We start from the raw sequence: 23,361 nt of genomic DNA on the forward strand, positions 1-23,361 counted from the left end.
TGGTCGGTGCCACACAGCAATGAAACGATAGCCTCAGAACGTCTCTTCGGATAGTGCTGTGTGTCACACGGCACCAATCTACATAAGTCGAGTTATGTAGCGCGAGGGGAGCGTGGAAAGGTCGGCCCCTCAGCTGAACGGCGGCCGCGGGTCGACGCGGGTCGACACGCGGCCTGCCGTCCGCCAGGCGCGGGCCACCAGGTCGGCGTCCTCGGGGGTGATCAGGTTGCCCATCACCCGCACGACCATCGACATCAGACGCGCCGACCGGATCCCGGGCCGGCCGAGCGTCGGGACGGTCCGGGGCATGGTCAGCAGGCCGGCGAGACGCCGCGCCGCGGAGAACGCGAGCCCGTAGTGCTCGACGAGGGTGTCGCGCCACCGGGTGGTGTAGTCGTCGGCGCCGAGGAGCTCGACGGCGAGGCGGGCGGTCTCCAGCGCGTAGTCGATGCCCTCGCCGTTGAGCGGGTTGACGCACGCGGCGGCGTCGCCGATCAACATCCAGTTGCGTCCGGCCACGCCGGTGACCGCGCCGCCCATCGGCAGCAGTGCGGAGGCGATGCGGACCGGCGGGCCGTCGAGCTCCCACTCGTCGCCGACCATCGTCGCGTAGTGCTCGAGGATCGGGCGAAGTGCCATGTGCGCCGGGCGCTTCGACGTGGCGAGCGCACCCACCCCGACGTTGACCAGGCCGCCGCCGGCGGCGCCGAGCGGAAAGACCCAGCCGTAACCGGGAAGCAGATCGCCGTCGGGGCCGCGCAATTCGAGATGCGAGCCCATCCAGTTCGCGTCGGCCCGGCCCGACGGGGCGTAGGCGCGGGCGGCCACCCCGTAGGCGGTATCCCGATGCCACTGCCGCCCAAGGGTTTTGCCGAGACCGGATCGCACGCCGTCGGCGACGACGAGGTCGGTCACCCGGATCGTGTGGGCGCCGGTCGCGGTGGAGAAGGTGACCGCGCCGACGCGGTCGCCGTCCATCTCCACGCCGACGGCCTTGGCACCCTGGACCATCGTGACGCCCTTGCCGACCGCGTGGGTGCGGATCGCGTCGTCGAACTCGGTGCGGGCGATCGCGCTGCCGTGGGCGGGGAAGCGCCCCGACGGCCAGCGCACCAGTTGCTCGGCGCCCCAGCCGTGGAGATGCAGGCCGTCGATGCGCGGGCGGTCGGCGACCAGCGGCCGGAGGCCGAGCGCGTCGAGCTCGGCGATGGCGCGCGGGGTCAGCCCGTCGCCGCACGTCTTGTCCCGGGGGAACACCGCGGCGTCGACGAGCACCACGTCGCGTCCGGCGTCGGCGGCGTGGGCCGCGGCCGCCGAGCCGCCGGGGCCCGCGCCGACCACCAGCACGTCGGCGGAGTCGGGGAAGGCGACCTCGGGAGACGAGTCGGCGTCGCGGGGTGCGGGGCTGCTCGACGATGCGGTGCTCACCCGAACAGTATGTCCGTACGCCAGACCCGATAGGCTCGGCAGGCAGGCGGGGAGACGGCCAGACTCCGGCTCTCCGCGCAGACTTGTATTCCGGATCAGACGAGATGGAGCGGCGCAGCTGTGAAGTCCACATTCGCCGGGTTGGACCTGGTATCGGATGAGTTCGCCGAGACGGTGCGCTCCTCACTGCAGAAGGTCGAGGACCTGCTGCTCGGTGAGCTCTCGTCCGGGGACGACGTGATGACCGAGGCCGCCACCCACCTGGCCAAGGCCGGCGGCAAGCGGTTCCGCCCGATGTTCGCGATCCTCGCCGCCCAGTTCGGCCCGCGCCCCGACCACGACGACGTGATCACCTCGGCGACCGTGGTCGAGATGATCCACCTCGCGACGCTCTACCACGACGACGTGATGGACGAGGCCTCCATGCGTCGCGGCGCCCCGAGCGCCAACGCGCGTTGGACCAACAGCATCGCCATCCTGTCGGGCGACTTCCTGTTCGCGCGCGCCTCGCGCCTGGTGTCGACGCTGGGCCCCGAGGCGGTCCGGATCATCGCCGAGACCTTCGCCGAGCTCGTCACCGGGCAGATGCGCGAGACAGTGGGCGCCAAGCCCGGTGCCGACCCGATCGAGCACTACCTGCAGGTCGTCTGGGAGAAGACCGGCTCGTTGATCGCCGCCGCGGCGCGCTTCGGCGCGATGGCCTCCGGCGCGACCACCGACGACATCGAGCGGCTCTCGCGCATCGGCGACATCGTCGGAGTGGCCTTCCAGGTATCCGACGACATCATCGACATCAGCTCGGGGTCGGTGGAATCGGGCAAGACGCCGGGGACCGACCTGCGCGAGGGCGTCCACACCCTGCCGGTGCTGTACGCGCTCGCCGGGACCGACGCCACGTCGGCGCGCATCCGCGAGCTGCTGGTCCGTCCGGACGGCACCCCGCGCCCGCTGACCGACGACGCCGAGGTCTCCGAGGCCCTCGCGCTGCTGGCCGATTCGGAGGGCATGGCCGCTGCGCGCGCCAAGTTGAAGAGCTTCGCCGACGAGGCGCACGGAATGCTCTCCGGGCTCCCCGAGACCCCGGCGCACCAGGCGTTGTCGTCGCTGGTCGATTACACGATCGAACGGGTCGGCTGACCCGGCACGCCGCCGTCAGCGCTGCCCGCGCGCCATCTCCTGGAGCCGCCGGATGCGTTCGGCGGTCGGCGGGTGCGTGGAGAACAGCTTCGCCATGCGGTCGCTCGCCCGGAACGGGCTCTCGATCATCATGTGCGACTGGGCCGCGATGTCCGGGTTCGGCGGCAGCGGCGCCGCCTGCACGCCGCCGGAGATCTTCGCCAGCGCCGATGCGAGGGCCAGGGGGTCGCCGGTAAGTTCGGCGCCGGACTCGTCGGCCTGGAATTCCCTCGACCGCGACACCGCGAGCTTCACCAGGGTGGCCGCGATGGGCCCCAGGAGGGCCACCAGCAGCATGGCGAGCGGATTCGGGCCGTTGCCGTCCCGGTTCCCGCCGAACGCGCCGGCGAACATCGCGAAGTTCGCCAGGCCGCTGATGATCGACGCCATCGCGCCCGCGATCGAGCTGATCAGGATGTCGCGGTTGTACACGTGCGACAGTTCGTGCCCGAGCACCGCCCGCAACTCGCGCTCGTCGAGGATCTGCAGGATGCCGGTCGTGCAGCAGACCGCCGCGTTCTTCGGGTTGCGTCCCGTCGCGAAGGCGTTCGGGGACTCTGTCGGGGAGATGTAGAGCGCCGGCATCGGCTGATGCGCCGCGGTCGCCAGTTCGCGCACGATCCGGTACATGACCGGCGCCTGCAGCTCGGTGACCGGCTGCGCGTGCATGGCCTTCAGCGACATCTTCGCGCTGTTGAAGTAGACGAAGGCGTTCATGCCGACGGCGAGGATGACCGAGCCCCACAGGATCATGGGGCTGCGGAACATCGCGCCGATGCCGACGATGATCGCCGACATCAGGCCGAGCAGGGCCGCGGTCTTCAAGCCGTTCAGGTTCATCGGGGGTCCTCGTGTGTGCGGCGCCTTCAACCGGATGCCCGGGCACCGGGCGGGCTGGGGGACCCGTTCGCCCCGGTGGCGGGCGAGAGACGCTTCATCCGGTCAAACGACGCAGCGCCCGTCCGGGTTTCCGGACGGTCGTGATCACATCTTCTCCCGCGGTGCGACGTTGCCCACGATCGGCGCGCGCATCCGGTGCGGTCGCGCCGCCGGACTCGACGCAGGGCCTTGCCGGTGAGCAAGTCCCCGCCCGGCGGGTGGGCCGAGCGGGGACAGCGGTCGCCTCGGGAAGGTCTAGCGGTAGTTGACGAACTGCAGGGCGATCCCGAAGTCCTCGTTCTTGAGCAGCGCGATGACGGCCTGCAGGTCGTCGCGCTTCTTGCTCGAGACGCGCAGCTCGTCGCCCTGGATCTGCGCCTTGACGCCCTTCGGGCCCTCGTCGCGGATCTTCTTGGAGATCTTCTTGGCGTGCTCGGAGTCGATGCCCTGGACCAGCTTGCCGGTGATCTTGAACGTCTTGCCCGAGGCGACGGGGTCGCCGGCGTCGAAGGCCTTGAGCGAGATGTCGCGACGGATCAGCTTCTCCTTGAAGACCTCGAGGCCGGCCTTGGCGCGCTCCTCGGAGTCGGAGGTGATGACGATCGTCTCCTCGCCCGACCACTCGATGCCGGTGTTGGTGCCACGGAAGTCGTAGCGCTGGGAGAGTTCCTTGGCGGCCTGGTTGAGGGCGTTGTCGACCTCCTGGCGGTCGACCTTGCTCACCACGTCGAACGATGAATCAGCCATGCCGGACAGGTTATGTCATCGCCGGCCGACCCGAGGCGGCCCACGCGCCGGGCGCGGGGGTTCGGACCGGTCCGACGGCGTCCCCAGGGGATGCGACGCGTTGTCGAGGGTGCCTCACGGTGCCGAAATCAAGCCTCTGACCAGCCGGTTTGCGCGGGTGCGTAGGGTTCGTTGTATTCTTCACGGCGTTGTTCGAACGGCCGTCACGGCGGCCGGCAGAACAGCACGGCAGGTTGCCCGAGCGGCCAAAGGGAGCGGATTGTAAATCCGTCGCGCAAGCTACATAGGTTCGAATCCTATACCTGCCACGACGTGGTGAACGTTCATGAAAACTGCATGACAGACGGTCTCTGACCAGCGATTTGTCTAGCAAGCACATGAGTGTGTAACCTCGTTGAGGCTCTCGAGCAGAAATGCCCGGGGCACGCCCCCTTAGCTCAGTCGGCAGAGCGTTTCCATGGTAAGGAAAAGGTCGACGGTTCGATTCCGTCAGGGGGCTCGCTGGACGACAGTCCGCGGGGCGGTGTAGCTCAGCTGGTTAGAGCGCACGACTCATAATCGTGAGGTCGGGGGATCGAGTCCCCCCACCGCTACACATCGGGTCCGACCGGAACCGAGCGCAAGGGTCGCAAGCCCTGAGGGAACTGCCGAACCCGACCACGTACCACCCGAAAGAAGGCAACCAAGTGGCCTCCTCAACAGATGTTCGCCCCAAGATCACCTTGGCATGCGAGGTGTGCAAGCACCGTAACTACATCACGAAGAAGAATCGCCGCAACGATCCCGATCGTCTCGAGATCAAGAAGTTCTGTCCGAACTGCGGCAAGCATCAGGCGCACAAGGAATCCCGCTAGGCCCTCGCCGGTCTGGACGGTTCCGGTAGAAGGACCCAGCGAACGGGCTGCCTCATTCACGAGGCGGCCCGTCTTGCTGTTGGGGGACATTTGCGCCTCCGCAGTCGGGCCGCACAACCGAACAACGAACGAGACATCGGAGTGGGTCATGCCCTCGCCGGGGCCGCGGACGGCCGGATACATGCGGACGTCCGCGGACGAGGTCCGCGACGCACGCCGATGACACCGAGAAGACACGCGCAGCGCGGCGCGGGTGGGACGTCGCGAGACGATCCACCGAAGTCCGGTCCGACAGCCACGGGCCGGTCATGCGAAGGGAGCAACTGGTCAATGGCAGACGCGAGCGGAACCGACCTCCGGGAACGGGTCGTGGAGGCGAAGAACGGCGGCCGCAAACCCAGCCCGGAGGAGATCGCCGCGCACACCGCGTCGCTGGTCGGATTCCACTACACCGTCGACGACTACTACGAGATCGGCCGTGAGGAGATCCGCAAGCACGCCATGGCCGTGCAAGACGCCCATCCCACCCACTGGAGCGAGGAAGGCGCCAAGGCGTACGGCCACGACACGCTGATCGCCGCCCCGACCTATGTCTCCGTGCTGGGCATCATCGCGCAGCGCAAGCTGTTCGAGGACTTCGTCACCGGCTATGACATGTGGCAGATCATGCAGACCGACCAGCGGCTCGTCTACCACCAGCCGATGAAGGTCGGCGACCGCCTCATCTGCGACGTGTCGCTCGAGTCGTTCCGGCACGTCACCAGCCCCGAGGTGATCGATCTCATGGTCACCAAGAACGTCATCTGGAACCAGTACGACGAGCCGGTGATGACCACCTGGACGTCGCTGGCGGCGCGTCCCGGCCTGGAGGTCGATCCCGAGCTCGAGGCCTCGCTCGACCACGTGATGATGAAGATCGACAAGATCGGCGACCCCGGCCACACCGTGACGGCCCCGGCCGGACGCTATGAGCTCCCCGATCCCACACAGACGCCGAAGGCCTACGGCGCGATCGACTTCGACACCCTGTCGGTCGGGCAGGAGCTGGAGCCCAAGCGCTACCTGCTGACCCGCGGCAACCTGGCGAACTACGCCGGCGTCGCCGGGGACCCCAACCCGATCCACTTCTCCGACCACGTCGTGAGCGCGGCCGGCATGGACGACGTCGTCGCACACGGCATGCAGACCATGGGCCTCGGAGCCAGCTTCATCTCCGAGTTCATCGGCGACCCGGCCGCTTTCTGCGAGTACAACGTGCGCTTCACCAGCCCGGTGTACGTACCGGCCGACGACAGCGCGGCCGTGGACTTCAGCGGCAAGGTCAAGTCCCTCGATCCGGAGACGCGCCGCGGCACCATCGCGATCACCGCGAAGCAGGGCGACCGCCGCATCTTCGGCCGCGCCCAGGCGGTCATCCAGTTCAACTGAACCTCCTCACAGTGACGGGCGGCGGCGACCATTGCGGTCGCCGCCGCCCGTCTTCTTCTTCGTCGGTGACCCTCGTTCACGTGCTCGCCGGGTTGCCGGCGCCCGACGCCGATCTGCTCCTGCTCGACGAGCCGGCCAACCATCTCGATGCGGCGGCGCCGGCGCTGCGCACGGCGCGCCTGCGCGAGTGGCGCTGCGGGGTCGTGACGGTCACGACCGCGCGTTCCCGACCGGTGACGCAACGACTCTCGTGGATCTCGACCCCAGCCGCGACGGGCGGGCGCCCCGCGAGCCCACGGCGGTGGCTGCCCGCCGATCCTCGGCGAACCGAGCGATCACCTGCCGGCGACCCTCGTCGACGAGCTCACCGAGGCGCCGGACCGCCCGCTGCGTGGCCTCCGTCGGCACCGACGCACACGCCCTGTCGCGCGATCCCGGCGTGTGATCGCGCAACGAACTCGCTGGTGGGCGGAGGGGATGCGGCGTCGGTGCCCTCGTCGTGTACGGTCGAGGGCACCGGGTCTGGGAGTGCATTTTGGGTCCGCAGCTCCGGTGATCTACACTGAAGTGTCTGATTGATTCGGACTTGCGCGCTGCCCATAGGGTGGCGCGTTGGTTTTGTCGGCGAAGAATCGCCGGTATCGGCCGAGAGGCCGGGAATCCGTCGGATGGCAACCGAACCACCACGGTGGGGAAGTCGCAAAGGGGCGTAGCTCAATTGGCAGAGCAGCGGTCTCCAAAACCGCAGGTTGCAGGTTCAAGTCCTGTCGCCCCTGCCCTGGTGAAGGGCACACGTTGACGAGAGGACCGCGAAGTTGAGCAAGCGAGACCGGGCTGCCCGCGCGAAAGAAGCCGCGGAGGGTTCTGCGGCCGATTCGGCTGCGGCTGAGCTCGACGCTGCCGCTGGCGGTGAAGGGGCCGACGAGCAGTCGACCGGCGCCGCCAAGGAGCTGCGTCCGTCCGGCAAGCGCTCAGCTCGTGGCCGTCGCTCGTCCACGGTGTCCGGCACCGACGGAGACGCCGATTCCGGCAAGGGATCGGTGGCCGTCAAGGACCGCAAGAAAAAGAAGAAGGCGTCCGCCGAGGAGAGCCGGAATCCGTTCGTTCGGATCTGGGTGTTCCTCACGCAGGTCGTCGCCGAGCTGAAGAAGGTCATCTGGCCGACGCGGCGCGAGATGATCACGTACACGATCGTCGTGCTCGTGTTCGTCATCGTGATGACCGCGTTCATCGCCGGCCTCGACCTGGCCTTCGCCAAGGGCGTCCTCTGGTTGTTCGGCTGACCCACGCGGTGGGTGGCCGGGCGAGCGGGAGCCGACCGGAATGAACCATAAGGAGCGTGGGCTGCAGTGAGCACCCCGGAGAACGAACTCGCATCGACCGACGCCGTCGAGGTGCCTGACACCGACGTCGACGCGGCCGTGACCGACGACGCCGCCGAGGCCGCCGTCGACGAGGCGGGCGACGAGGCCACCGCTTCCGATTCCGAGGCCCCCGAAGCCGCGGACGCCGCCGATGAGGCCCCTGCCGACGAGGCGCCCGCCGAGGAGGAACTCGACCCCCGCGAGGAACTGCGCAAGCAGCTCCGCCGCGCTCCCGGCGACTGGTACGTGATCCACAGCTACGCCGGCTACGAGAACAAGGTCAAGGCCAACCTCGAGACCCGCGTCCAGAACCTCGACGTCGGCGACTACATCTTCCAGGTCGAGGTTCCGACCGAAGAGGTCACCGAGATCAAGAACGGCCAGCCCAAGAAGGTCAACCGCAAGGTGCTGCCGGGCTACATCCTGGTCCGAATGGAGCTCAACGACGAGTCGTGGGGCGCCGTGCGCAACACCCCGGGCGTCACCGGCTTCGTGGGCATGACCAGCAAGCCGTCGCCGCTGTCGCTCGACGAGGTCCTGCAGTTCCTCATGCCGCGCACCGAGTCGAAGAAGGCCGCAGCCCAGCGCGGCTCGGCCGCCGAGGGCGTCGAGGCCGCTGCGGCCGCCGCGGCGTCGAGCAACATCGAGGTCGACTTCGAGGTCGGCGAGTCGGTCACCGTCATGGACGGTCCGTTCGCGACGCTGCCCGCCTCCATCAGCGAGGTCAACGCGGAGCAGCGCAAGGTCAAGGTGCTCGTCTCGATCTTCGGTCGTGAGACCCCGGTCGAGCTCGGGTTCAACCAGGTCGAGAAGATCTGACGCCGCGCGGGTAGACCGCGCAGTCCAAGACTTTCACGTCTCCAGCGGGCGTGGATTCGCAAGAAAACAATCAAGGAACAAGGATGCCTCCCAAGAAGAAGAAGATCGCCGGGATCATCAAGCTCCAGATCCAGGCAGGCCAGGCCAACCCGGCTCCGCCCGTCGGTCCGGCGCTCGGTCAGCACGGCGTGAACATCATGGAGTTCTGCAAGGCGTACAACGCCGCGACCGAGTCGCAGCGTGGCAACGTCGTGCCCGTCGAGATCTTCGTGTACGAAGACCGCTCGTTCGACTTCAAGCTGAAGACCCCGCCGGCCGCGAAGCTGCTGCTGAAGGCCGCAGGTCTGCAGAAGGGTTCGGGCGAGCCCCACTCGAAGAAGGTCGGCAAGGTCACCATGGACCAGGTCCGCGAGATCGCGAAGACCAAGGCCGAGGACCTCAACGCCAACGACATCGACGCCGCCGCGAAGATCATCGCCGGCACCGCGCGTTCGATGGGTATCACCGTCGAGTGAGCTTGCCCTCCAACTGAAAGACGACGTGGGAGGGCCGGCTCGGCCCGCACCACAAACCCCGCCGAGTGAGTGCGGAGAAGGAACAGAGCAATGAGCAAGAAGAGCAAGGCCTACAAGGCCGCGGCCGAGAAGGTCGACCGCACCAAGCTGTACAGTCCGCTGGAGGCTGTGGAGCTCGCCAAGGAGACCTCGTCGAAGAACACCGACGCGACCGTCGAGGTCGCGATCCGGCTGGGCGTCGACCCCCGCAAGGCAGACCAGATGGTTCGAGGCACCGTCAACCTGCCGCACGGCACCGGTAAGACCGCCCGCGTGATCGTGTTCGCCGCCGGCGACAAGGTCGCCGAGGCCACCGCCGCAGGCGCCGACGAGGTCGGTTCGGAAGACCTGATCGAGAAGATCCAGGGCGGCTGGCTGGAGTTCGACGCCGCGATCGCCACCCCGGACCAGATGGCCAAGGTCGGTCGCATCGCCCGCATCCTCGGCCCGCGCGGCCTGATGCCGAACCCGAAGACCGGCACCGTCACCACCGATGTCACCAAGGCGATCAGCGACATCAAGGGCGGCAAGATCAACTTCCGCGTCGACAAGGCAGCGAACCTGCACTTCGTCATCGGCAAGGCCTCCTTCGACGCCACCAAGCTGGCCGAGAACTACGGCGCCGCGTACGAGGAGATCCTGCGCGCCAAGCCGTCGGCCGCCAAGGGGCGCTACATCAAGAAGGTCACCATCTCGACCACCTCGGGCCCGGGCATCCCGGTCGACCCGCAGGTCAGTCGGAACTTCGCCGAAGCGCCCGCCCAGGCGTGATCGCGCTTCGTCGCAGATCGACCTAGACCCACGAGGGGCCCGGCATCGCAGATGCCGGGCCCCTCGTGCATGCTTGTCGCGGTGTCTCCCTGGAGGTGGGTAGTGCAGATGTCCAGTCGATCGTCCGGGCACGGTGCAGGTCATCGGTCGGGTTCCGGGTGGTGGCGGTTCGCGATCGTCGCGGTTGTCGTCTCGGTCGTCGCCGCACTCGCTGCGTGCGCCGACTCGTCGGATTCCGGTTCCGCCGACAACGCGGGAGAGGTGTCGAAGATCGTCTCGCTGAGCCCGACCGGCACCGAGATGCTTTTCGCCGTCGGCGCCGGAGATCAGGTGGTCGCGGTCGACGACCAGTCGGATCACCCCGCCGACGCACCGCGGACGAGTCTGTCCGGCTACACCCCGAACCTCGAGGCGATCCTCGGCTACGACCCCGATCTCGTCGTCCTCACCGACGACAACAACGACATCATCGCCAACCTCCAGCGTGTCGGAGTCGAGGTGCTCGAACTCCCGGCGGCGAAGAACCTCGACGAGACGTACTCACAGATCGAGATGGTGGGTGAGGCCACCGGCCACACCCGCGAGGCGTCCGAGCTCGTCTCGTCGATGCGCGCGCAGATCGACGAGATCGTCGCCACCGTCCCGGCGCGCGAGGTGCCGCTGACGTACTACCACGAGCTCGACGACGCGTACTACACCGTCACCGACGACACCTACATCGGCCAGATCTACCGCCTGCTCGGGCTGCGTTCGATCGCATCCGGTCAGGACGGCTACCCGCAGCTGTCGGCGGAGTTCATCATCGAGAGCGACCCCGAGGTCATCTTCCTCGCCGACTCGCAGTGCTGCGGGGTGACGCCGCAGAAGGTCGCCGCGCGCGCCGGGTGGGGCGACCTCCGCGCGGTCACCGACAAGCAGATCCACGTGCTCGACGAGGACATCGCGAGCCGGTGGGGACCCCGCGTCGTCGATCTGGTCCGCGACGTGGCGCGCATCGTCTCGGGTATCGGGGTGCAGGCGACACCGTGAGCCGCGGCGTCGATGGTCGCCGTGGTCGGCCGGGCTTCGAGAGGGGCCGTGGCCGGCCGGGCTTCGAGAGCGCCGGGACGACGACGGGGCGTCGCGTAGGAGTGGTCGCCGCGGCGATCCTCGTGCTCTTCGGCGTCTGCCTCCTCGCCGTGCTGGTGGGACCCGCGGGTCTCACCGCGAAAGGCGTCCTGATCGAACTCGCCGACCGGATTCCCTTCGTCGACGCCGATTCCGGCCTGAGCACGCGCCAGCAGACGATCCTCTGGGAGGTCCGCGTCCCGCGCATCGTGCTCGGCGCGCTGGTGGGAGCCATGCTCGCGGTCGCCGGCGCGGCGTATCAGGGTGTCTTCCGCAATCCGCTCGCCGACCCCTACCTGCTCGGTGTCTCCAGCGGTGCCGGTCTCGGTGCGACGACCGCGATCGTGATCGGCGGGGCCCTCGGAACGGCCGCGCTGCCGCCGGCCGCCTTCGTCGGCGGGCTCGTGGCCGTCGCCGCCACCTATGCGCTCGGTCGCACCGTCGGGGGAGCGCGCACCGAGGTCGTCATCATCCTGGCGGGGGTGGCCGTCGCCGCCTTCGCCAACGCCATCCAGACGTTCCTGATGCAACAGCACGACGAGACGTTGCGGCAGGTCTACAGCTGGATGCTCGGTCGCCTCGCCACCGACGGCTGGTCGGAGGTCCTCGCGGTCCTGCCGTATGTCGTCGTGTGCATCGTCGTGGTCCTGCTGTTCGCGCGCACACTGGACGTCATGGCCGTGGGGGACATCGAGGCGTCGAGTCTGGGCATCCGGCCGGAGCGGGTCCGGCTCTTCCTCGTCTGCATCGCCACCCTCGGAACCGCCGCGGTGGTGTCGGTGAGCGGCCTCATCGGGTTCGTCGGCATCGTGATCCCGCACGCGGTGCGATTGCTGGTCGGCCCCGGACACCGGCTGCTGGTGCCGCTGTCACTGCTGGTGGGGGCGGCCTTCCTGGTACTGGCGGACGTGGTGGCGCGCACCGCCATGTCTCCGGCCGAGCTGCCGATCGGCGTGGTCACCGCGGCCATCGGCGCGCCGTTCTTCCTGGTCGTGCTCCGACGCAGCGGGCGGGAGGCGCAGTGACCGCCGTCGTCTGTCGTGGAGTGGGGGCCTCGCGCGGCGGGGTCGAGGTCCTGCACGACGTCGACCTGGAGATCCGGGCCGGCACCTGGGTGTCGCTGGTCGGGCCCAACGGGTCGGGCAAGACGACGCTCCTGCACGCGCTGGCCGGGCTCGTCCCGGCGACGGGGCGCATCGACGTCGCCGGGGTGGACCCCGGGCGGGCGCGTCGGCGCGAGATCGCGCGGGCCGTCGCGCTGATGCCGCAGCGCCCGGTGGTCCCGGAGGGGACGACGGTCCGCGAACTGGTCGCGCTCGGACGCACACCGCACCTGTCGCGCTTCGGGCCGTCGACCCGCGCCGACCGCGAGGTGGTCGACGAGGTGATCGCCCAACTGGATCTCCACGACTTCGCCGGCCGGTACGCCTCGGCCCTCTCCGGCGGCGAGTTGCAGCGTGTGGTGCTGGCCCGCGCGCTCGCCCAGCAGCCGCGCGTGCTCCTGCTCGACGAGCCGACCAGCGCCCTCGACATCGGGCACCAGCAGCAGGTGCTCGACCTGGTCGACTCGATGCGCCGGGCCAACGAACTGACCGTGATCGCGGCGATGCACGACCTGACGTCTGCGGCGCAGTACGGACAGCGCCTGGTGCTGCTCGATCGCGGGCGTATCGTCGCCGATGGTCCGCCCGCCGAGGTGCTCACCGCCGAGAGGCTGCGGGACGTGTACGCAGCCAATGTCGAGGTGCTCGAACGACGCGACGGCCCCGCGGTCCTGCCCGTTCGCGGCGACGGGCCGGTCACGGCCGTCCGATCGTCGAGGCCTGCGCGACGATGAGGCCTGCGCGACGATGAAGATCACCCTGCTGGGCGCCGGTGCGGCCGACGGCTGGCCGAATCCGTTCTGCCACTGTGACTCCTGCGAGGATGCGCGCCGGCGCGGGGAGCATCGGGGACAGACCGCGGCGCTCGTCGACGATGCGATCCTCCTCGACCTCGGCGCCGACGTGATGGGTTCCGCGGTGCGGCACGGCGTTTCGCTCGCCGCGGTGCGGCATGTCCTCGTCACCCACGCGCACTCCGATCATCTCGCGCCGGCGGCGCTGCTGTATCGGTCGTGGATACCCGGTTCGAGAGGGTTGGAGATCATCGGGCCGGCGAATGTGATCGAGGCCTGCCGCCCATGGGTCGGTCCCGACGATCCGGTGCGGTTCCGGACCGTCGAGGCGGGTGAGGCGCTGTCGCTGGGCGGGTACGAGGTCCGCGTCCTACCCGCCCGGCACCGGGTCTTCCGCCCGGGCGACGCGGTGCTGTACGACGTGACCGGTCCCGACGGGCGGCGTCTGTTGTGGGCGACCGACACGGGGGCGTGGCCGCAGTCGTGGTTCTCCGCGGTCGCCGATGCGGCCTACGACGCGGTGTTCCTCGAGGAGACCTTCGGCGACCGCGGGGACCTGTCCGACGGCCATCTCGGCCTGGCCGGCTTCGAGGAGATGGTCGCGGCGATGCGCCGTGCGGGGGCGATCGTCGGGCGCACGGAGGTGATCGCGGTGCACCTCGGCCACCACAACCCGCCGATCGCCCGTCTACGGCAACGGCTCGCGCAGTTCGGAGCACGTCCGGGACGCGACGGGGAGATCATCGAGGCGGGGCGGTCTCCGGCCCGGCGGGTGTTCGTCACCGGTGGTGCGAGGTCGGGGAAGTCGCGTCACGCCGAGGAGATGCTCGCCGGGAACGCCGAGGTCGTCTACGTCGCGGCCGGCGGACCACGCCACGGGGATCCCGACTGGGAGGTCCGGGTCGCCGAACACACCAGACGCCGGCCCGCGTCGTGGACCACGGTGGAGGACACCGACGTCGCCGCAGTGCTGCGCACCGCGTCCCGCCCGGTCCTCGTCGACTGCCTGGGCACCTGGCTCGCGGCCCGGATCGATCACCACGGCGCCTGGGAGACCGGTGATCTCGACGCCGTGCGGGCCGATGTCGCCGACCTCCTGGACGCCTGGCGGACCTGCGACGTGCCCGTGGTCGCCGTCAGCAACGAGGTGGGCAGCGGCATCGTGCCGGACACCGCGTCGGGCCGGTTGTTCCGAGACGAGCTCGGACGGCTGAACGCGCAGATCGCGGCGCTGTCGGACGAGGTCGTGCTGATGGTCGCCGGGCGGCCGATGACCATCGGCTGAGACGCCTCGGGGCCCGACGGGGGGACGGGCCGGGGCCGGTGGCGGAGCGTGACGCAGCCTACGTCGACCCTGCCGATAAGCTTGCCGAGTTTGTTCGCCATCGGGCGTCGATGTGGGGGCTCCGCCCGCCGGCGAACACCGACGACGATCCGCGGTACGGCAAGACGAGGTGTGAGGAAAGCATTGGCGATCAGAGGTATTCGAGGACACGACCGACGGACGGGACAGCTGCGATGACCCAGGCGGTGGCCACCGTGGAACCCCAGTACTTCATGCTCCCCGGCAAGGCGCGGCTGTCCTTCGGCGGCGACGAGTTCGTCGTCGTGCAGCTGCGCGAGGTGATCGACCCCGCGGTCGGCTTCGACGTGAAGGCCGCGCTACAGGTCCAGGCGATCGTGGCCGCGCTCGCCTCGCTGGACATGGACGGCATCGCCGACGTCGCCTCCACCCACACCGGCTACACCATCCGGGTCCGGCCGGAGGACCTCGACCCGCGCGACCTCATCCCGGTGCTCATCGCGGCGCATCAGAAGGCGATCGCCGGACGCGGCGAGTTCGCGCCGACGTTCGAGACGTCGATCATCGAGATCCCGGTCTTCTACGGCGACCCGGTCACCGAGGAGGTCGGCGCGCGCTTCCGCGACCGGCATCCCTCGCCCGCGGAGTCCGACCTCGAATTCGTCGCTCGTGTCAACGGTTTCGACACCGTCGGCGAACTGGTCGACGCACACTCCGCGCATCCGTTCATCGTGACGTTCAGCGGCGGCGTGCCCGGCAACGCCGAGAGCCTGCAGCTCGTCCCGCGGGAGATGCAGCTCCGCGTTCCCAGGTACCTGAGTCCACGCACCGAGACCCCGGCCGGTGCGGTCGGGCACGGCGGCAACACGACCACGATCGCGCCGGCCGACGCTCCCTCCGACGCCCAGCTGCTCGGTCGGGCGCCGGTGCCGGTCGTCGACTTCGGCAACGGCCTCGGCACCGACGGGTCGCCGCTGTTGCTGCCCGCGCCCACCGTGATGAAGTTCACCCCGATCGACGCGTCGGGTTTCGACGAGATCGCGGCTGCTTGTGCGGCGGGCACCTACGAGATCAACCGTGCCGACATCGAATTCGACCTGCAGGCGTTCGCCGCGGATCGCCTCGCATACGCCCGTGCCCTGGTGGGAGAGCTGCAGTGATCACGATCGTCGACCCCGGGGTGCGCACCACCGTCCAGGACCTCGGGCGAGCGGGCACCATGGCGATGGCCATGCCGCCCGCGGGCGCGCTCGACCAGTTTGCGAACCGCATCGCGAATGCCCTGGTGGGCAACGGACCCAAGGCGGCGACACTCGAGACCGCACTCACCGGCCTGACGCTGACCACCGACACGGACTGCACCGTCGCGGTCACCGGTGCCGACGTCGACGTCCTCGTCGACGGGGTCACCCACCCGACCTGGACCGCACTGTGGCTCCCGGCCGGGTCGGAGCTGCGGATCGGCGAGATCCGCGGCGGCGCACACTCCTACATCGCATTCGCCGGCGGCATCGACGTCCCCGTCGTGATGGGAAGTCGTGCAACCGATCTGCGCTCCGGGGTGGGCGGCCTCGGTGGTCGAGCGCTGCGGTCGAAGGACATGCTGCGCATCGGCCAGCGCACGCGCGCGGTCGAGGAGGGGCGTCACCTCCCGATGCGTCTGCGCCCGGCGCTGTCGGCGTCGGAGGAGGTCCGTATCGTGCTGGGCGTCGGGGCCCATCGTTTGGCCCCGGAGTCGTTGCGCGCCTTGACCGAACGCGAGTTCCAGGTGGCGGCGGAGGCCGACCGCATGACGTGCCGGTTTGTCGGGGAACCGCTGCGGATCGTCGAGCCGGAGGATCCCGAGGACACCCGCCGCGCCGACGAGGTGCCGGTGGCGTATCCGTTCGGCGCACTGTGCGTGGCCGACGGTTCGTTGTCCTGCCGGCTGCGAGACGCGGTCCCGGATCGCGGCGCGCTGGCGGTGGGCACCGTGATCACACCCGACCTGGATCTCCTGGCGCAGGTCAAGGAGCTCGACTCGGTGCGGTTCACCGCCGTCGACATCGACTCCGCGTTGAAGCTCCGCACCGAGCACAACGACTTCGTGCGCTCCGCGATCAGGGCCATCGCCTAACCCGAACACCCGCAAGATCGCTACTTCGCCCTCGGGATCGCGTGGATCTCGCGATCCTGAGGGGAAGTAGCGAGTTCTTGTTGTGGCAGTGGCTAGTTCAGCCAGTCGTTACCGGCCAGCCCGAGCGCGGCGACGTCGAGCGACGGCCTGATGCCCGACGCGGGTGCGAGATCGTGCGCCTCCAGGACCGCCCGGAGGGTCTCGGCGGCATCGATGTTGAGCGGGCTCGACACCCACATGGCATACGGAAGGTTGACGAAGCGGCTCTCCCGCACCGCTTTCAGGTTGCGGCTCGCGGGATTCGACCGCAGCGCCTCGATCTTTTGCTCGACGCTCTGGCCGGGGTAGTCGACGAACACGATCAGGTCGGGATCGGCGACGGTGATCCGCTCCCAGTTGACTGCCGTCCAGGTGTCCCGGACATCCTCGGTGGCGTTGCGCGCCCCCGCGGCGTCGATGATGCCCTGGGGGCCGCCGAACGATCCCGACGTGAAGATGGTGTCGGAGACGCTGTCGAACACGAAAACCGTCGGCTTGGTGTCCGGTTGAGGTGCGGCGCGGAGCGTTTCGAGTCGTGCGGCGATGTCATCGGCCACCTTCGCGCCCTGCTCCGGGTTGCCCGTGATCGTGCCGATGTTGCGCAGGTCGGTGTCGAGAGCGACCCACGGGTCCATCGTGCCGCGCTGCGCATGTCCGTCGACCTGCCGACAGGCCTCTGACAGTTGGTACACGTCGATGCCGTGTGAGGCGAGGATTTCGGGGGTGATCCCGCGGGATTCGCTCATGCCGTAGTTGTATCCGGCGTAGAGGACCTGGGGCCGGGCGCCGACGATGTTCTCCAGGGTAGGCGGTTGCGTGGACACCTCGTTGAGGGTGTCGACCTGCTCCGGGCCGTAGACGAGCCGCAGGACGTCCTTGTCGCGGGCGAGCGAGCTGACGGCCACCATCTTGTCGCGGGCGCCGGCGGCCAGTGCGATCGCGATCATCCCGCCGTCGTTGACGAAGAAGCGCTCGAGGGGTTGCGGAAAGCTGACCTGTTCGCCGCAATTGGTGACCGTGACGGTGTTCGCCGATGTTGTGGTGCTGTCGGTTCCGCAGCCGGCGAGGAGAGCCGCGGTGAGAGCGGAGACGGTGATGAGTGTGCTGGGGAGTGTGGGTTTCACAGGGATTCCTCGATGTCGAGCATCTGCCGGGCAGACGCGATGGGCGAGTTCAGGAGTAGGTGGGGCTGCCCCGTCTCGGGATGGGGCACGACGCTGCCGGCCACGTCGAAGACCGCGGCCAGCAACTCGGATGTGAGCACCTCGAGCGGTGGTCCGTGCGCGATGATCCCGCCGTCGGCGACGACCGCGACCGCGTCGAAGTGGCGGAGTACGAGGTCGAGGTCGTGCATCGCCGCGACCACCGTTGCCTCGAGGTCGTCGAGCACCTGCATCAGGCGCAGGCGCCACGCGGCGTCGAGATGATTCGTCGGTTCGTCGAGAACGATGATCGGGGTCTGCTGCGCGAGGGCACGGGCCAGCACGACGCGGTGCCGTTCACCACCGGACAACTGGGTGCACGGCCTGTGCTCCCAGCCGGCCAGACCCACCGCCCGCAGGGCGTCGCGCACGGCTGCGACATCGTCGGAATCGCCCGTGGCCCAAGATGATCGGTAGGGCGTGCGCCCGAGCCCGACGGCCTCCTCGACGGTCAGCTCCGCGGAGGGGAACTCGTCCTGCCCGACGACGGCGATCGAGCGGGCCCGCCGCCGCGCCGGAAGCCTGCCGAGGTCGTCGTCGTCGACGAGTACCCGTCCGCTCGCCGGCGATGCGAGCCCGCACAGCGTTCGGAGCAGGGTGGACTTACCGGCGCCGTTGGGGCCGACGATCGCGAGTCGGGTGCGGGCCGGGACGTCGATGTTCACGTCGCGCAGGATCATCCGGGACCCGCGTCTGCATCCGACCGCCCGGGCGTGAAGCGACAGTGCTGGTGGTCGGGTCGCGGATAATCGGGTCGGGGGCATCAGGCGCTCCCGCCGAACACGTATTGGCGGCGACCCATCAGGAACAGGAAGACCGGGGCGCCGATCAGTCCGGTCACGATGCCGAGCGGCATCTCTCGGGGTGACGCCACGACCCGGGAGATCACGTCGACCCAGACCAGGAACAGTGCCCCACCGCAGACCGCGACCGGGAGCATCGCCCGGTGGGTCGCGCCGGCGAGCAGGCGTGCGGCGTGGGGGACGATGAGGCCGACGAAGCCGATACCGCCGGCAACGGCGACCATCACCCCGACCAGAACTCCCTGGACGGCGAACAGTGCGCTGCGGACGCCGCGAACCGGAACCCCCAGGGACGACGCGGTGTCGGTGCCCGCGGCGTAGGCGTCGAGCCACGAGTGGATCGCGAGCATCGCGACCACGGCGACCACGACGACCACTCCCGCGATCTGCACCTTTGCCCAGGTCGCGCCGGCGACGCTGCCGAGCATCCAGAACATGACGTTGTCGGCAGCGTGCGGGTCGGCGGCGGTGAAGACCAGCAGCGACGACAGCGCCATGAACGCCGACGACAGCACCACCCCGGACAGGATCAGCCGGAGCGGTGTCAGCCCTCCCTGCGCACGGGCGACGACGTACACCGCGACCGAGGCCGCGAGCGAGCCGAGCAGCGCGCCGCCGGAGAGCGCCCAAACTCCCAGCACAGCAAGGGAACCCAGCGTGATGACCACGGTCGCGCCGACTGCGGCGCCGGCGGACACACCCAACAGGTAAGGCTCGGCGAGTGGGTTGCGGACCAGTGCCTGCATCAGCGCACCGGCGAGTGCGAGGCCGCCGCCGACGATCGCGGCGAGAATCGACCGTGGCAACCGGAGATCGAAGACGATGACCGCATGCGCGGCGTCGACCTCGGCGCCGCGGAGACGCCCGGCGACGGTGCGCCAGACCTCTCCGATCGGGATGGTCTCCGCGCCGAACGCGGTGGCCAGGGTGATGCTCACCAGCGTGAGCGCCAACAGGATCAGGGCAAGCGGCACGGACGGGAGTCGCCGCACCGACAATGCGGTGGCGACCGGCGTCGTGCCGTCGGGAGGACGGGACACGTGTTCTCACCTCGGTCTGAGCGTCTGTGCGCGAGACGCTGATGGACTCGTCGAGAGCGGCAGGTATTCGGACTCGGGTTCGACCGGACCCGACGCCTTCCCGGGTTGCCCCAGTGGCCGTGTGTCGGGTTCGTCCCCCATACCGCTGCGCGCCAGTCCTGGATTCCCACCAGGTTCCCTTGCCTCCGCGTGGTGCGGGTGCGACCGCTCTCGAGGGTGAGGGTACCAACCCCGGCGCCGGGCGGCGTCGCCGGCGAGGCGGTCGTCGGGCGCGGGACGACGACGACACCTATCCTTGTGTCCACGAGGCGATGTGACCCGAAGCGAACCGAGGCGGACGGTGACCCGATGAATGGACGACCGACGAAGCTGGCGATCATCGGCGCGGGTGCGGTGGGCACCGCGATCGCGTACTCCGCGCTGATCCGTGGCGTCGCGCGCAGCATCGCGCTCATGGACGTCAACGCGGCGAAGGTCGCCGCGGAGGTCCTCGATCTCTCGCACGGTCTGGAGTTCGTGCCCCGCGCCGATGTCGTCGGCTCCGACGACATGTCGGTGTGCGCAGGTGCCGACGTCGTCGTGATGACCGCCGGCGCCAAACAGAAACCGGGACAGTCGCGGCTCGAATTGGCCGAGGCCACAATCGGCCTGACGCGATCGATCCTGCCCCGGGTCCTGGAGGTTGCGCCAGACGCGATCTATCTCATGGTCACCAACCCCGTCGACGTCGTCACGCGCGCGGCGTTGGAGGTCAGCGGGCTGCCGCCGAATCGGGTGTTCGGTTCGGGAACGGTGCTCGACTCGTCGCGGCTGCGGTTCCTGATCGCCGACCACTGCGGGGTCGCCGTGCAGAGCGTGCACGCCTACATCGTCGGCGAGCACGGCGACACCGAGATCGCGCTGTGGTCGTCGGCGACGATCGGCGGGGTCCCGCTGACGCAGTGGACTCCGCTGCCCGGTCGACCGCCGATGGATTTCGCTGCGCGCGAGGCCATTCGAGACGAGGTGGTGCACGCCGCGTACAAGATCATCGAGGGCAAGGGCGCCACCAACTACGCCATCGGACTCGCGGCCACGCGCATCGTCGAGGCGGTCCTCGGCGACGAACACCGGGTCATGCCCGTCTCGACGGTCGCCGACGGGTTCCCCGGCCTCGAGGACGTGTGCCTGTCGCTGCCGACCGTGATCGATCGCGGCGGTGCGCGTAACAGGCTCGAGGTGCCGCTGTCGGACGAGGAGCGAGAGGGGCTGCTCGCGTCGGCGGAGACGCTGCGCCGGATGCAGGCGAGGTTCGGGTTGTAGGGATGGCGACAGGATCGCGGGTTGGTGCGCTCGCGCGGGTTGGACATCGCGATCGTGGGCTCGACCCTCGACTTCGGGTGGGCTCGGGTGCCTGTCACTCGACCGGACCAATCCTCGCTTCCGATGCTGGTCCGCCCGCCGCGTGCCGGTAGGTTTTACCTGATCGCATCGGTGTGGAAGAGGGTCGACGATGAGCGTTGTGCGGAAGACGGTGCTGGGTTTTATGGCGGCGGGAGCGCTGATGATCGCGCCGCCGACGGTGGCCGCCCCGGCGCAGGCCGCGACCGACTACCCGAACTGCACCGCTCTCCGTGAGGACTACCCGCACGGTGTCGGCAGGCCGGGTGCGGTCGACTCGACCTCGGGCACCCCGGTCACGAACTTCACCGTCGACGCCGACCTCTACAACGCCAACTCGGAGAGCGACCGCGACGGCGACGGCATCGCCTGCGAGCAGCACTGACCCCGGCGTCGAAACGACGTCGCCCACGACATCGGTCCGGATCGGCGACAGCGATCGAAATCGCCGGGGCTGATCGAAGTCGCGGGCGACTTCGTCTCTGTCCGCCGTCTCTGTCCGATCGCCGACGATCGTCGCGAACCAGCGGCACCGGCAGCAACGGCCGGTCGGCGACGACGCCATCGCCCGCTGGGCACTGCCCGGGGACGCTCCGGGCTCGGTCACCCCTCCGGGCGCCTCGACCTGAGGTTTTCGACCATCTGCGCGGCCGAGGGAACCGATTCGGCGCGCAGATAGTCTGAACTTCATGCGCGACGACAAGCTGCTCTCCCGGATCTCGGCTCTGCTCCGCAAGGCGGAGAACACCGACAACGAGCACGAGGCCGAGGCCTTCATGCAGGCCGCGCAGCGCCTGGCGACCGCGTCCGCGATCGATCTGGCGGTGGCCCGCGCACACGACCCCGACGCCCGCAAGAAGGTCACGCCGATCACCCGTCAGATCAAGATCGGGGAGCCGGGCAAGCGCGGTCTGCGCACCTACGTGCAGCTGTTCGTCGCCATCGCGGCGGCCAACGACGTGACCGTCGACGTCGCGTCGAACTCGACCTTCGTCCTCGCCTACGGGTACGAGGCCGACATCGACGCGTGCGAGGCGCTGTACACGTCGCTCATCGTGCAGATGGTCGCCGCCTCTGACGCGTATCTGCGTTCCGGGGCCTACAAGGGCGAGACGTTCGCCCGGGTCGTCACCAAGGGCACCGGCTGGCGCGCACGCCGCGTCATCGAGGAGAAACCGCTGTCGCCGATCACCGCGCGGCTCAACTTCCAGTCGGCCTTCGCCGAACGGATCGGAAAGCGGCTCGCCGAGGCCCGCGACGCCGCCCGCGAAGAGGCGCTCGACGCCGAGCGGGAGTCGGGAGCGCCGGAACGATCGACGGCAGTGGCGCTGCGCAACAAGGAACTCGAGGTCCGCGACTTCTATCGGACCGAGTCGACGGCCCGCGGCACCTGGCGCCCGTCGAGTGCGTCGGCCGGGTATTCCGAGGCCGCGCGGCGCGCAGGCGACCGGGCGGGGCGACGTGCCAAGATCGGCGCCGACCGCGAGTTCGGCGCTCCCCGAGGCGCGCTCGAGGCCTGACGATCAGCGGGCGTCGTCGCGGTCGACGGACGCCTCCGGGGAGAAAGACGCGTCCCGGGCGAAGGGCGCGGGAGTGCCGGCCCAGCCTCGCACCCACGCCCCCACCCGGCCGGGATCGGTGGCGATCCCGTGCACGACGATGGCGGTCACGACGAGGATCGCGGCGAACACGAACAGCCAGCTGATCGCGACGAAGACCATCCCGAGGGTGCCGAAGTAGCGGATGGTCTCCGACGCCAGAGTCGGCAGCGCGACCCGGCTGCCGGCCAGCAGCGCCGTGATCAGCAGCCCGGTGCCGATGCCGTTGAGCAACAGCAGCCGCATCGGCACCTGAGCCGACACCAGCAACCTCGGGACGAGCGTGAAGGTGACCGACCAGATGACGATCGTGACCAGGAGCATCAGCGCGATCCCGAGCAATCCGCGGTCGCCGATGCGGAAACCGAAGAGCGTCTCGGCCTGCAGGCCCGTCGACAGCCCCTGGGCGACGACGGCTGCCGGGATGAAGAACAGGACCACGACCCAACGCCAGAACGCACGCCAGGGGAGTTTGGTGACGCCCCAGACCGCGACATACATTCGGCCGAGGGCGCGCGAGAGGGAGGTGGCGCCGGCGATGGTCATGAGCGCGCCGACGATCCCGAATGTCGCGAATGACCTCGGGGTGTCGACCGATGCGTGGTCCAGGGCGCTCACCGGGATGCCGAGCTCGGTGAGCGCGCTGTCGACGACGTCGCTGCCGGGAAGCGAGAGCATGAGGATGACGAGGGGAAGGATCGAGGTGAACGCCTGCGCGGCCAGGGTCATCGACCGGTCGGTCACGTCGCCGCGCGCGATGTCGGCGAGAATACGCAGGGCCGGTGACGCGCCGGGCAGACGCAGCACACGATCGGTCATCGCGTGCAGGTCGGGACGAGGCATCGACACTCCCATC

23 protein-coding genes, 4 tRNA genes and 1 riboswitch are annotated in these 23,361 nt (G+C 69.3%); of the genes, 20 read left to right on the forward strand and 7 right to left on the reverse strand.

The features are described from left to right. Positions 1–129: 129 nt before the first annotated feature. Complete coding sequence (locus E1P53_RS16750) at positions 130–1,428, reverse strand: geranylgeranyl reductase family protein (protein WP_219930998.1); 1,299 nt, start codon at positions 1,426–1,428, stop codon at positions 130–132. A 120-nt stretch (positions 1,429–1,548) separates the two neighbouring features. On the opposite strand from E1P53_RS16750, the gene E1P53_RS16755 reads away from it, so the two are divergent. Then, positions 1,549–2,565: a polyprenyl synthetase family protein gene (locus E1P53_RS16755; RefSeq protein ID WP_006900736.1), complete on the forward strand. Its 1,017-nt coding sequence runs from the start codon at positions 1,549–1,551 to the stop codon at positions 2,563–2,565. Between the two features lie 15 nt (positions 2,566–2,580). Here the strand turns inward: E1P53_RS16755 and htpX are convergent, their stop codons facing one another. Continuing rightward, positions 2,581–3,444 (reverse strand): zinc metalloprotease HtpX, encoded by an 864-nt coding sequence (gene htpX, locus E1P53_RS16760; RefSeq protein ID WP_006900737.1) that lies wholly within the window; start codon positions 3,442–3,444, stop codon positions 2,581–2,583. 294 nt (positions 3,445–3,738) lie between these two features. Then, complete coding sequence (locus tag E1P53_RS16765) at positions 3,739–4,230, reverse strand: YajQ family cyclic di-GMP-binding protein (RefSeq protein ID WP_006900738.1); 492 nt, start codon at positions 4,228–4,230, stop codon at positions 3,739–3,741. Between the two features lie 227 nt (positions 4,231–4,457). Between E1P53_RS16765 and E1P53_RS16770 the strand changes: the two genes are divergently transcribed. The 16 genes from E1P53_RS16770 to E1P53_RS16845 all read left to right on the forward strand — a co-directional run bounded on the left by E1P53_RS16770 (position 4,458) and on the right by E1P53_RS16845 (position 16,443). Then, positions 4,458–4,538: transfer RNA gene (locus E1P53_RS16770), tRNA-Tyr, on the forward strand. A gap of 118 nt (positions 4,539–4,656) precedes the next feature. Continuing rightward, positions 4,657–4,729 (forward strand) — tRNA-Thr (locus tag E1P53_RS16775). Positions 4,730–4,749: 20 nt separating this feature from the next. Continuing rightward, a tRNA-Met gene (locus E1P53_RS16780) sits at positions 4,750–4,823 on the forward strand. A 93-nt stretch (positions 4,824–4,916) separates the two neighbouring features. After that, on the forward strand, positions 4,917–5,084 hold the full coding sequence (gene rpmG / locus E1P53_RS16785) for a 50S ribosomal protein L33 (protein ID WP_003929651.1): 168 nt from the start codon (positions 4,917–4,919) through the stop codon (positions 5,082–5,084). 330 nt (positions 5,085–5,414) lie between these two features. Beyond that, positions 5,415–6,512, forward strand: a complete 1,098-nt coding sequence (locus tag E1P53_RS16790) for a fused (3R)-hydroxyacyl-ACP dehydratase subunits HadA/HadB (protein ID WP_006900739.1) — start codon at positions 5,415–5,417, stop codon at positions 6,510–6,512. A 703-nt stretch (positions 6,513–7,215) separates the two neighbouring features. Further along, a tRNA-Trp gene (locus E1P53_RS16795) sits at positions 7,216–7,288 on the forward strand. Between the two features lie 39 nt (positions 7,289–7,327). Then, positions 7,328–7,795, forward strand: a complete 468-nt coding sequence (gene secE / locus E1P53_RS16800; RefSeq protein WP_006900740.1) for a preprotein translocase subunit SecE — start codon at positions 7,328–7,330, stop codon at positions 7,793–7,795. Positions 7,796–7,861: 66 nt separating this feature from the next. After that, positions 7,862–8,695 (forward strand): transcription termination/antitermination protein NusG, encoded by an 834-nt coding sequence (nusG, locus tag E1P53_RS16805; protein WP_131734962.1) that lies wholly within the window; start codon positions 7,862–7,864, stop codon positions 8,693–8,695. Between the two features lie 83 nt (positions 8,696–8,778). After that, positions 8,779–9,210: a 50S ribosomal protein L11 gene (gene rplK / locus E1P53_RS16810; protein ID WP_006900742.1), complete on the forward strand. Its 432-nt coding sequence runs from the start codon at positions 8,779–8,781 to the stop codon at positions 9,208–9,210. A 90-nt stretch (positions 9,211–9,300) separates the two neighbouring features. Continuing rightward, positions 9,301–10,020: a 50S ribosomal protein L1 gene (gene rplA / locus E1P53_RS16815; protein ID WP_131734963.1), complete on the forward strand. Its 720-nt coding sequence runs from the start codon at positions 9,301–9,303 to the stop codon at positions 10,018–10,020. 108 nt (positions 10,021–10,128) lie between these two features. Further along, on the forward strand, positions 10,129–11,049 hold the full coding sequence (locus tag E1P53_RS16820) for an ABC transporter substrate-binding protein (RefSeq protein ID WP_051997210.1): 921 nt from the start codon (positions 10,129–10,131) through the stop codon (positions 11,047–11,049). A 101-nt stretch (positions 11,050–11,150) separates the two neighbouring features. Continuing rightward, complete coding sequence (locus E1P53_RS16825; RefSeq protein ID WP_006900745.1) at positions 11,151–12,152, forward strand: FecCD family ABC transporter permease; 1,002 nt, start codon at positions 11,151–11,153, stop codon at positions 12,150–12,152. Beyond that, positions 12,149–12,964: an ABC transporter ATP-binding protein gene (locus E1P53_RS16830; RefSeq protein WP_131734964.1), complete on the forward strand. Its 816-nt coding sequence runs from the start codon at positions 12,149–12,151 to the stop codon at positions 12,962–12,964. The genes E1P53_RS16825 and E1P53_RS16830 overlap by 4 nt, the downstream gene beginning before the upstream one ends. Before the next feature lie 13 nt (positions 12,965–12,977). Then, positions 12,978–14,309: a bifunctional adenosylcobinamide kinase/adenosylcobinamide-phosphate guanylyltransferase gene (locus tag E1P53_RS16835; RefSeq protein ID WP_131734965.1), complete on the forward strand. Its 1,332-nt coding sequence runs from the start codon at positions 12,978–12,980 to the stop codon at positions 14,307–14,309. Between the two features lie 233 nt (positions 14,310–14,542). After that, the gene (locus E1P53_RS16840; RefSeq protein ID WP_165484444.1) at positions 14,543–15,487 is read left to right on the forward strand and encodes a carboxyltransferase domain-containing protein; all 945 of its coding nucleotides are present in this window, start codon (positions 14,543–14,545) and stop codon (positions 15,485–15,487) included. Then, on the forward strand, positions 15,484–16,443 hold the full coding sequence (locus E1P53_RS16845; protein ID WP_131734967.1) for a 5-oxoprolinase subunit C family protein: 960 nt from the start codon (positions 15,484–15,486) through the stop codon (positions 16,441–16,443). Before E1P53_RS16840 ends, E1P53_RS16845 begins: the two co-directional genes overlap by 4 nt. A 92-nt stretch (positions 16,444–16,535) precedes the next feature. Here the strand turns inward: E1P53_RS16845 and E1P53_RS16850 are convergent, their stop codons facing one another. From E1P53_RS16850 to E1P53_RS16860, 3 genes are read right to left on the reverse strand one after another with little or no spacing between them, the layout of a single operon-like run. After that, positions 16,536–17,606: an ABC transporter substrate-binding protein gene (locus tag E1P53_RS16850; protein ID WP_131734968.1), complete on the reverse strand. Its 1,071-nt coding sequence runs from the start codon at positions 17,604–17,606 to the stop codon at positions 16,536–16,538. Continuing rightward, complete coding sequence (locus E1P53_RS16855) at positions 17,603–18,448, reverse strand: ABC transporter ATP-binding protein (RefSeq protein ID WP_131734969.1); 846 nt, start codon at positions 18,446–18,448, stop codon at positions 17,603–17,605. Before E1P53_RS16855 ends, E1P53_RS16850 begins: the two co-directional genes overlap by 4 nt. Continuing rightward, positions 18,448–19,527, reverse strand: a complete 1,080-nt coding sequence (locus E1P53_RS16860; protein ID WP_131734970.1) for a FecCD family ABC transporter permease — start codon at positions 19,525–19,527, stop codon at positions 18,448–18,450. Before E1P53_RS16860 ends, E1P53_RS16855 begins: the two co-directional genes overlap by 1 nt. 41 nt (positions 19,528–19,568) lie before the next feature. Then, positions 19,569–19,751: riboswitch (cobalamin riboswitch) on the reverse strand. Between the two features lie 124 nt (positions 19,752–19,875). Here E1P53_RS16860 and E1P53_RS16865 point away from each other — a divergent pair. The 3 genes from E1P53_RS16865 (at position 19,876) to E1P53_RS16875 (ending at position 22,427) form a co-directional block, all read left to right on the forward strand. Continuing rightward, complete coding sequence (locus E1P53_RS16865) at positions 19,876–20,829, forward strand: L-lactate dehydrogenase (protein WP_006900753.1); 954 nt, start codon at positions 19,876–19,878, stop codon at positions 20,827–20,829. A 190-nt stretch (positions 20,830–21,019) separates the two neighbouring features. Further along, positions 21,020–21,292 (forward strand): excalibur calcium-binding domain-containing protein, encoded by a 273-nt coding sequence (locus E1P53_RS16870; protein WP_131734971.1) that lies wholly within the window; start codon positions 21,020–21,022, stop codon positions 21,290–21,292. Positions 21,293–21,596: 304 nt separating this feature from the next. After that, positions 21,597–22,427 carry a DUF2786 domain-containing protein gene (locus tag E1P53_RS16875; protein WP_131734972.1) on the forward strand — a complete coding sequence of 277 codons (831 nt, stop codon included), beginning with the start codon at positions 21,597–21,599 and terminating at the stop codon, positions 22,425–22,427. 3 nt (positions 22,428–22,430) lie between these two features. Here the strand turns inward: E1P53_RS16875 and E1P53_RS16880 are convergent, their stop codons facing one another. Then, the gene (locus tag E1P53_RS16880; protein WP_131734973.1) at positions 22,431–23,348 is read right to left on the reverse strand and encodes a YhjD/YihY/BrkB family envelope integrity protein; all 918 of its coding nucleotides are present in this window, start codon (positions 23,346–23,348) and stop codon (positions 22,431–22,433) included. Positions 23,349–23,361 lie beyond the last annotated feature (13 nt).

Source organism: Gordonia paraffinivorans, from assembly GCF_900683595.1.
GTDB classification, from domain to species: domain Bacteria; phylum Actinomycetota; class Actinomycetes; order Mycobacteriales; family Mycobacteriaceae; genus Gordonia; species Gordonia paraffinivorans.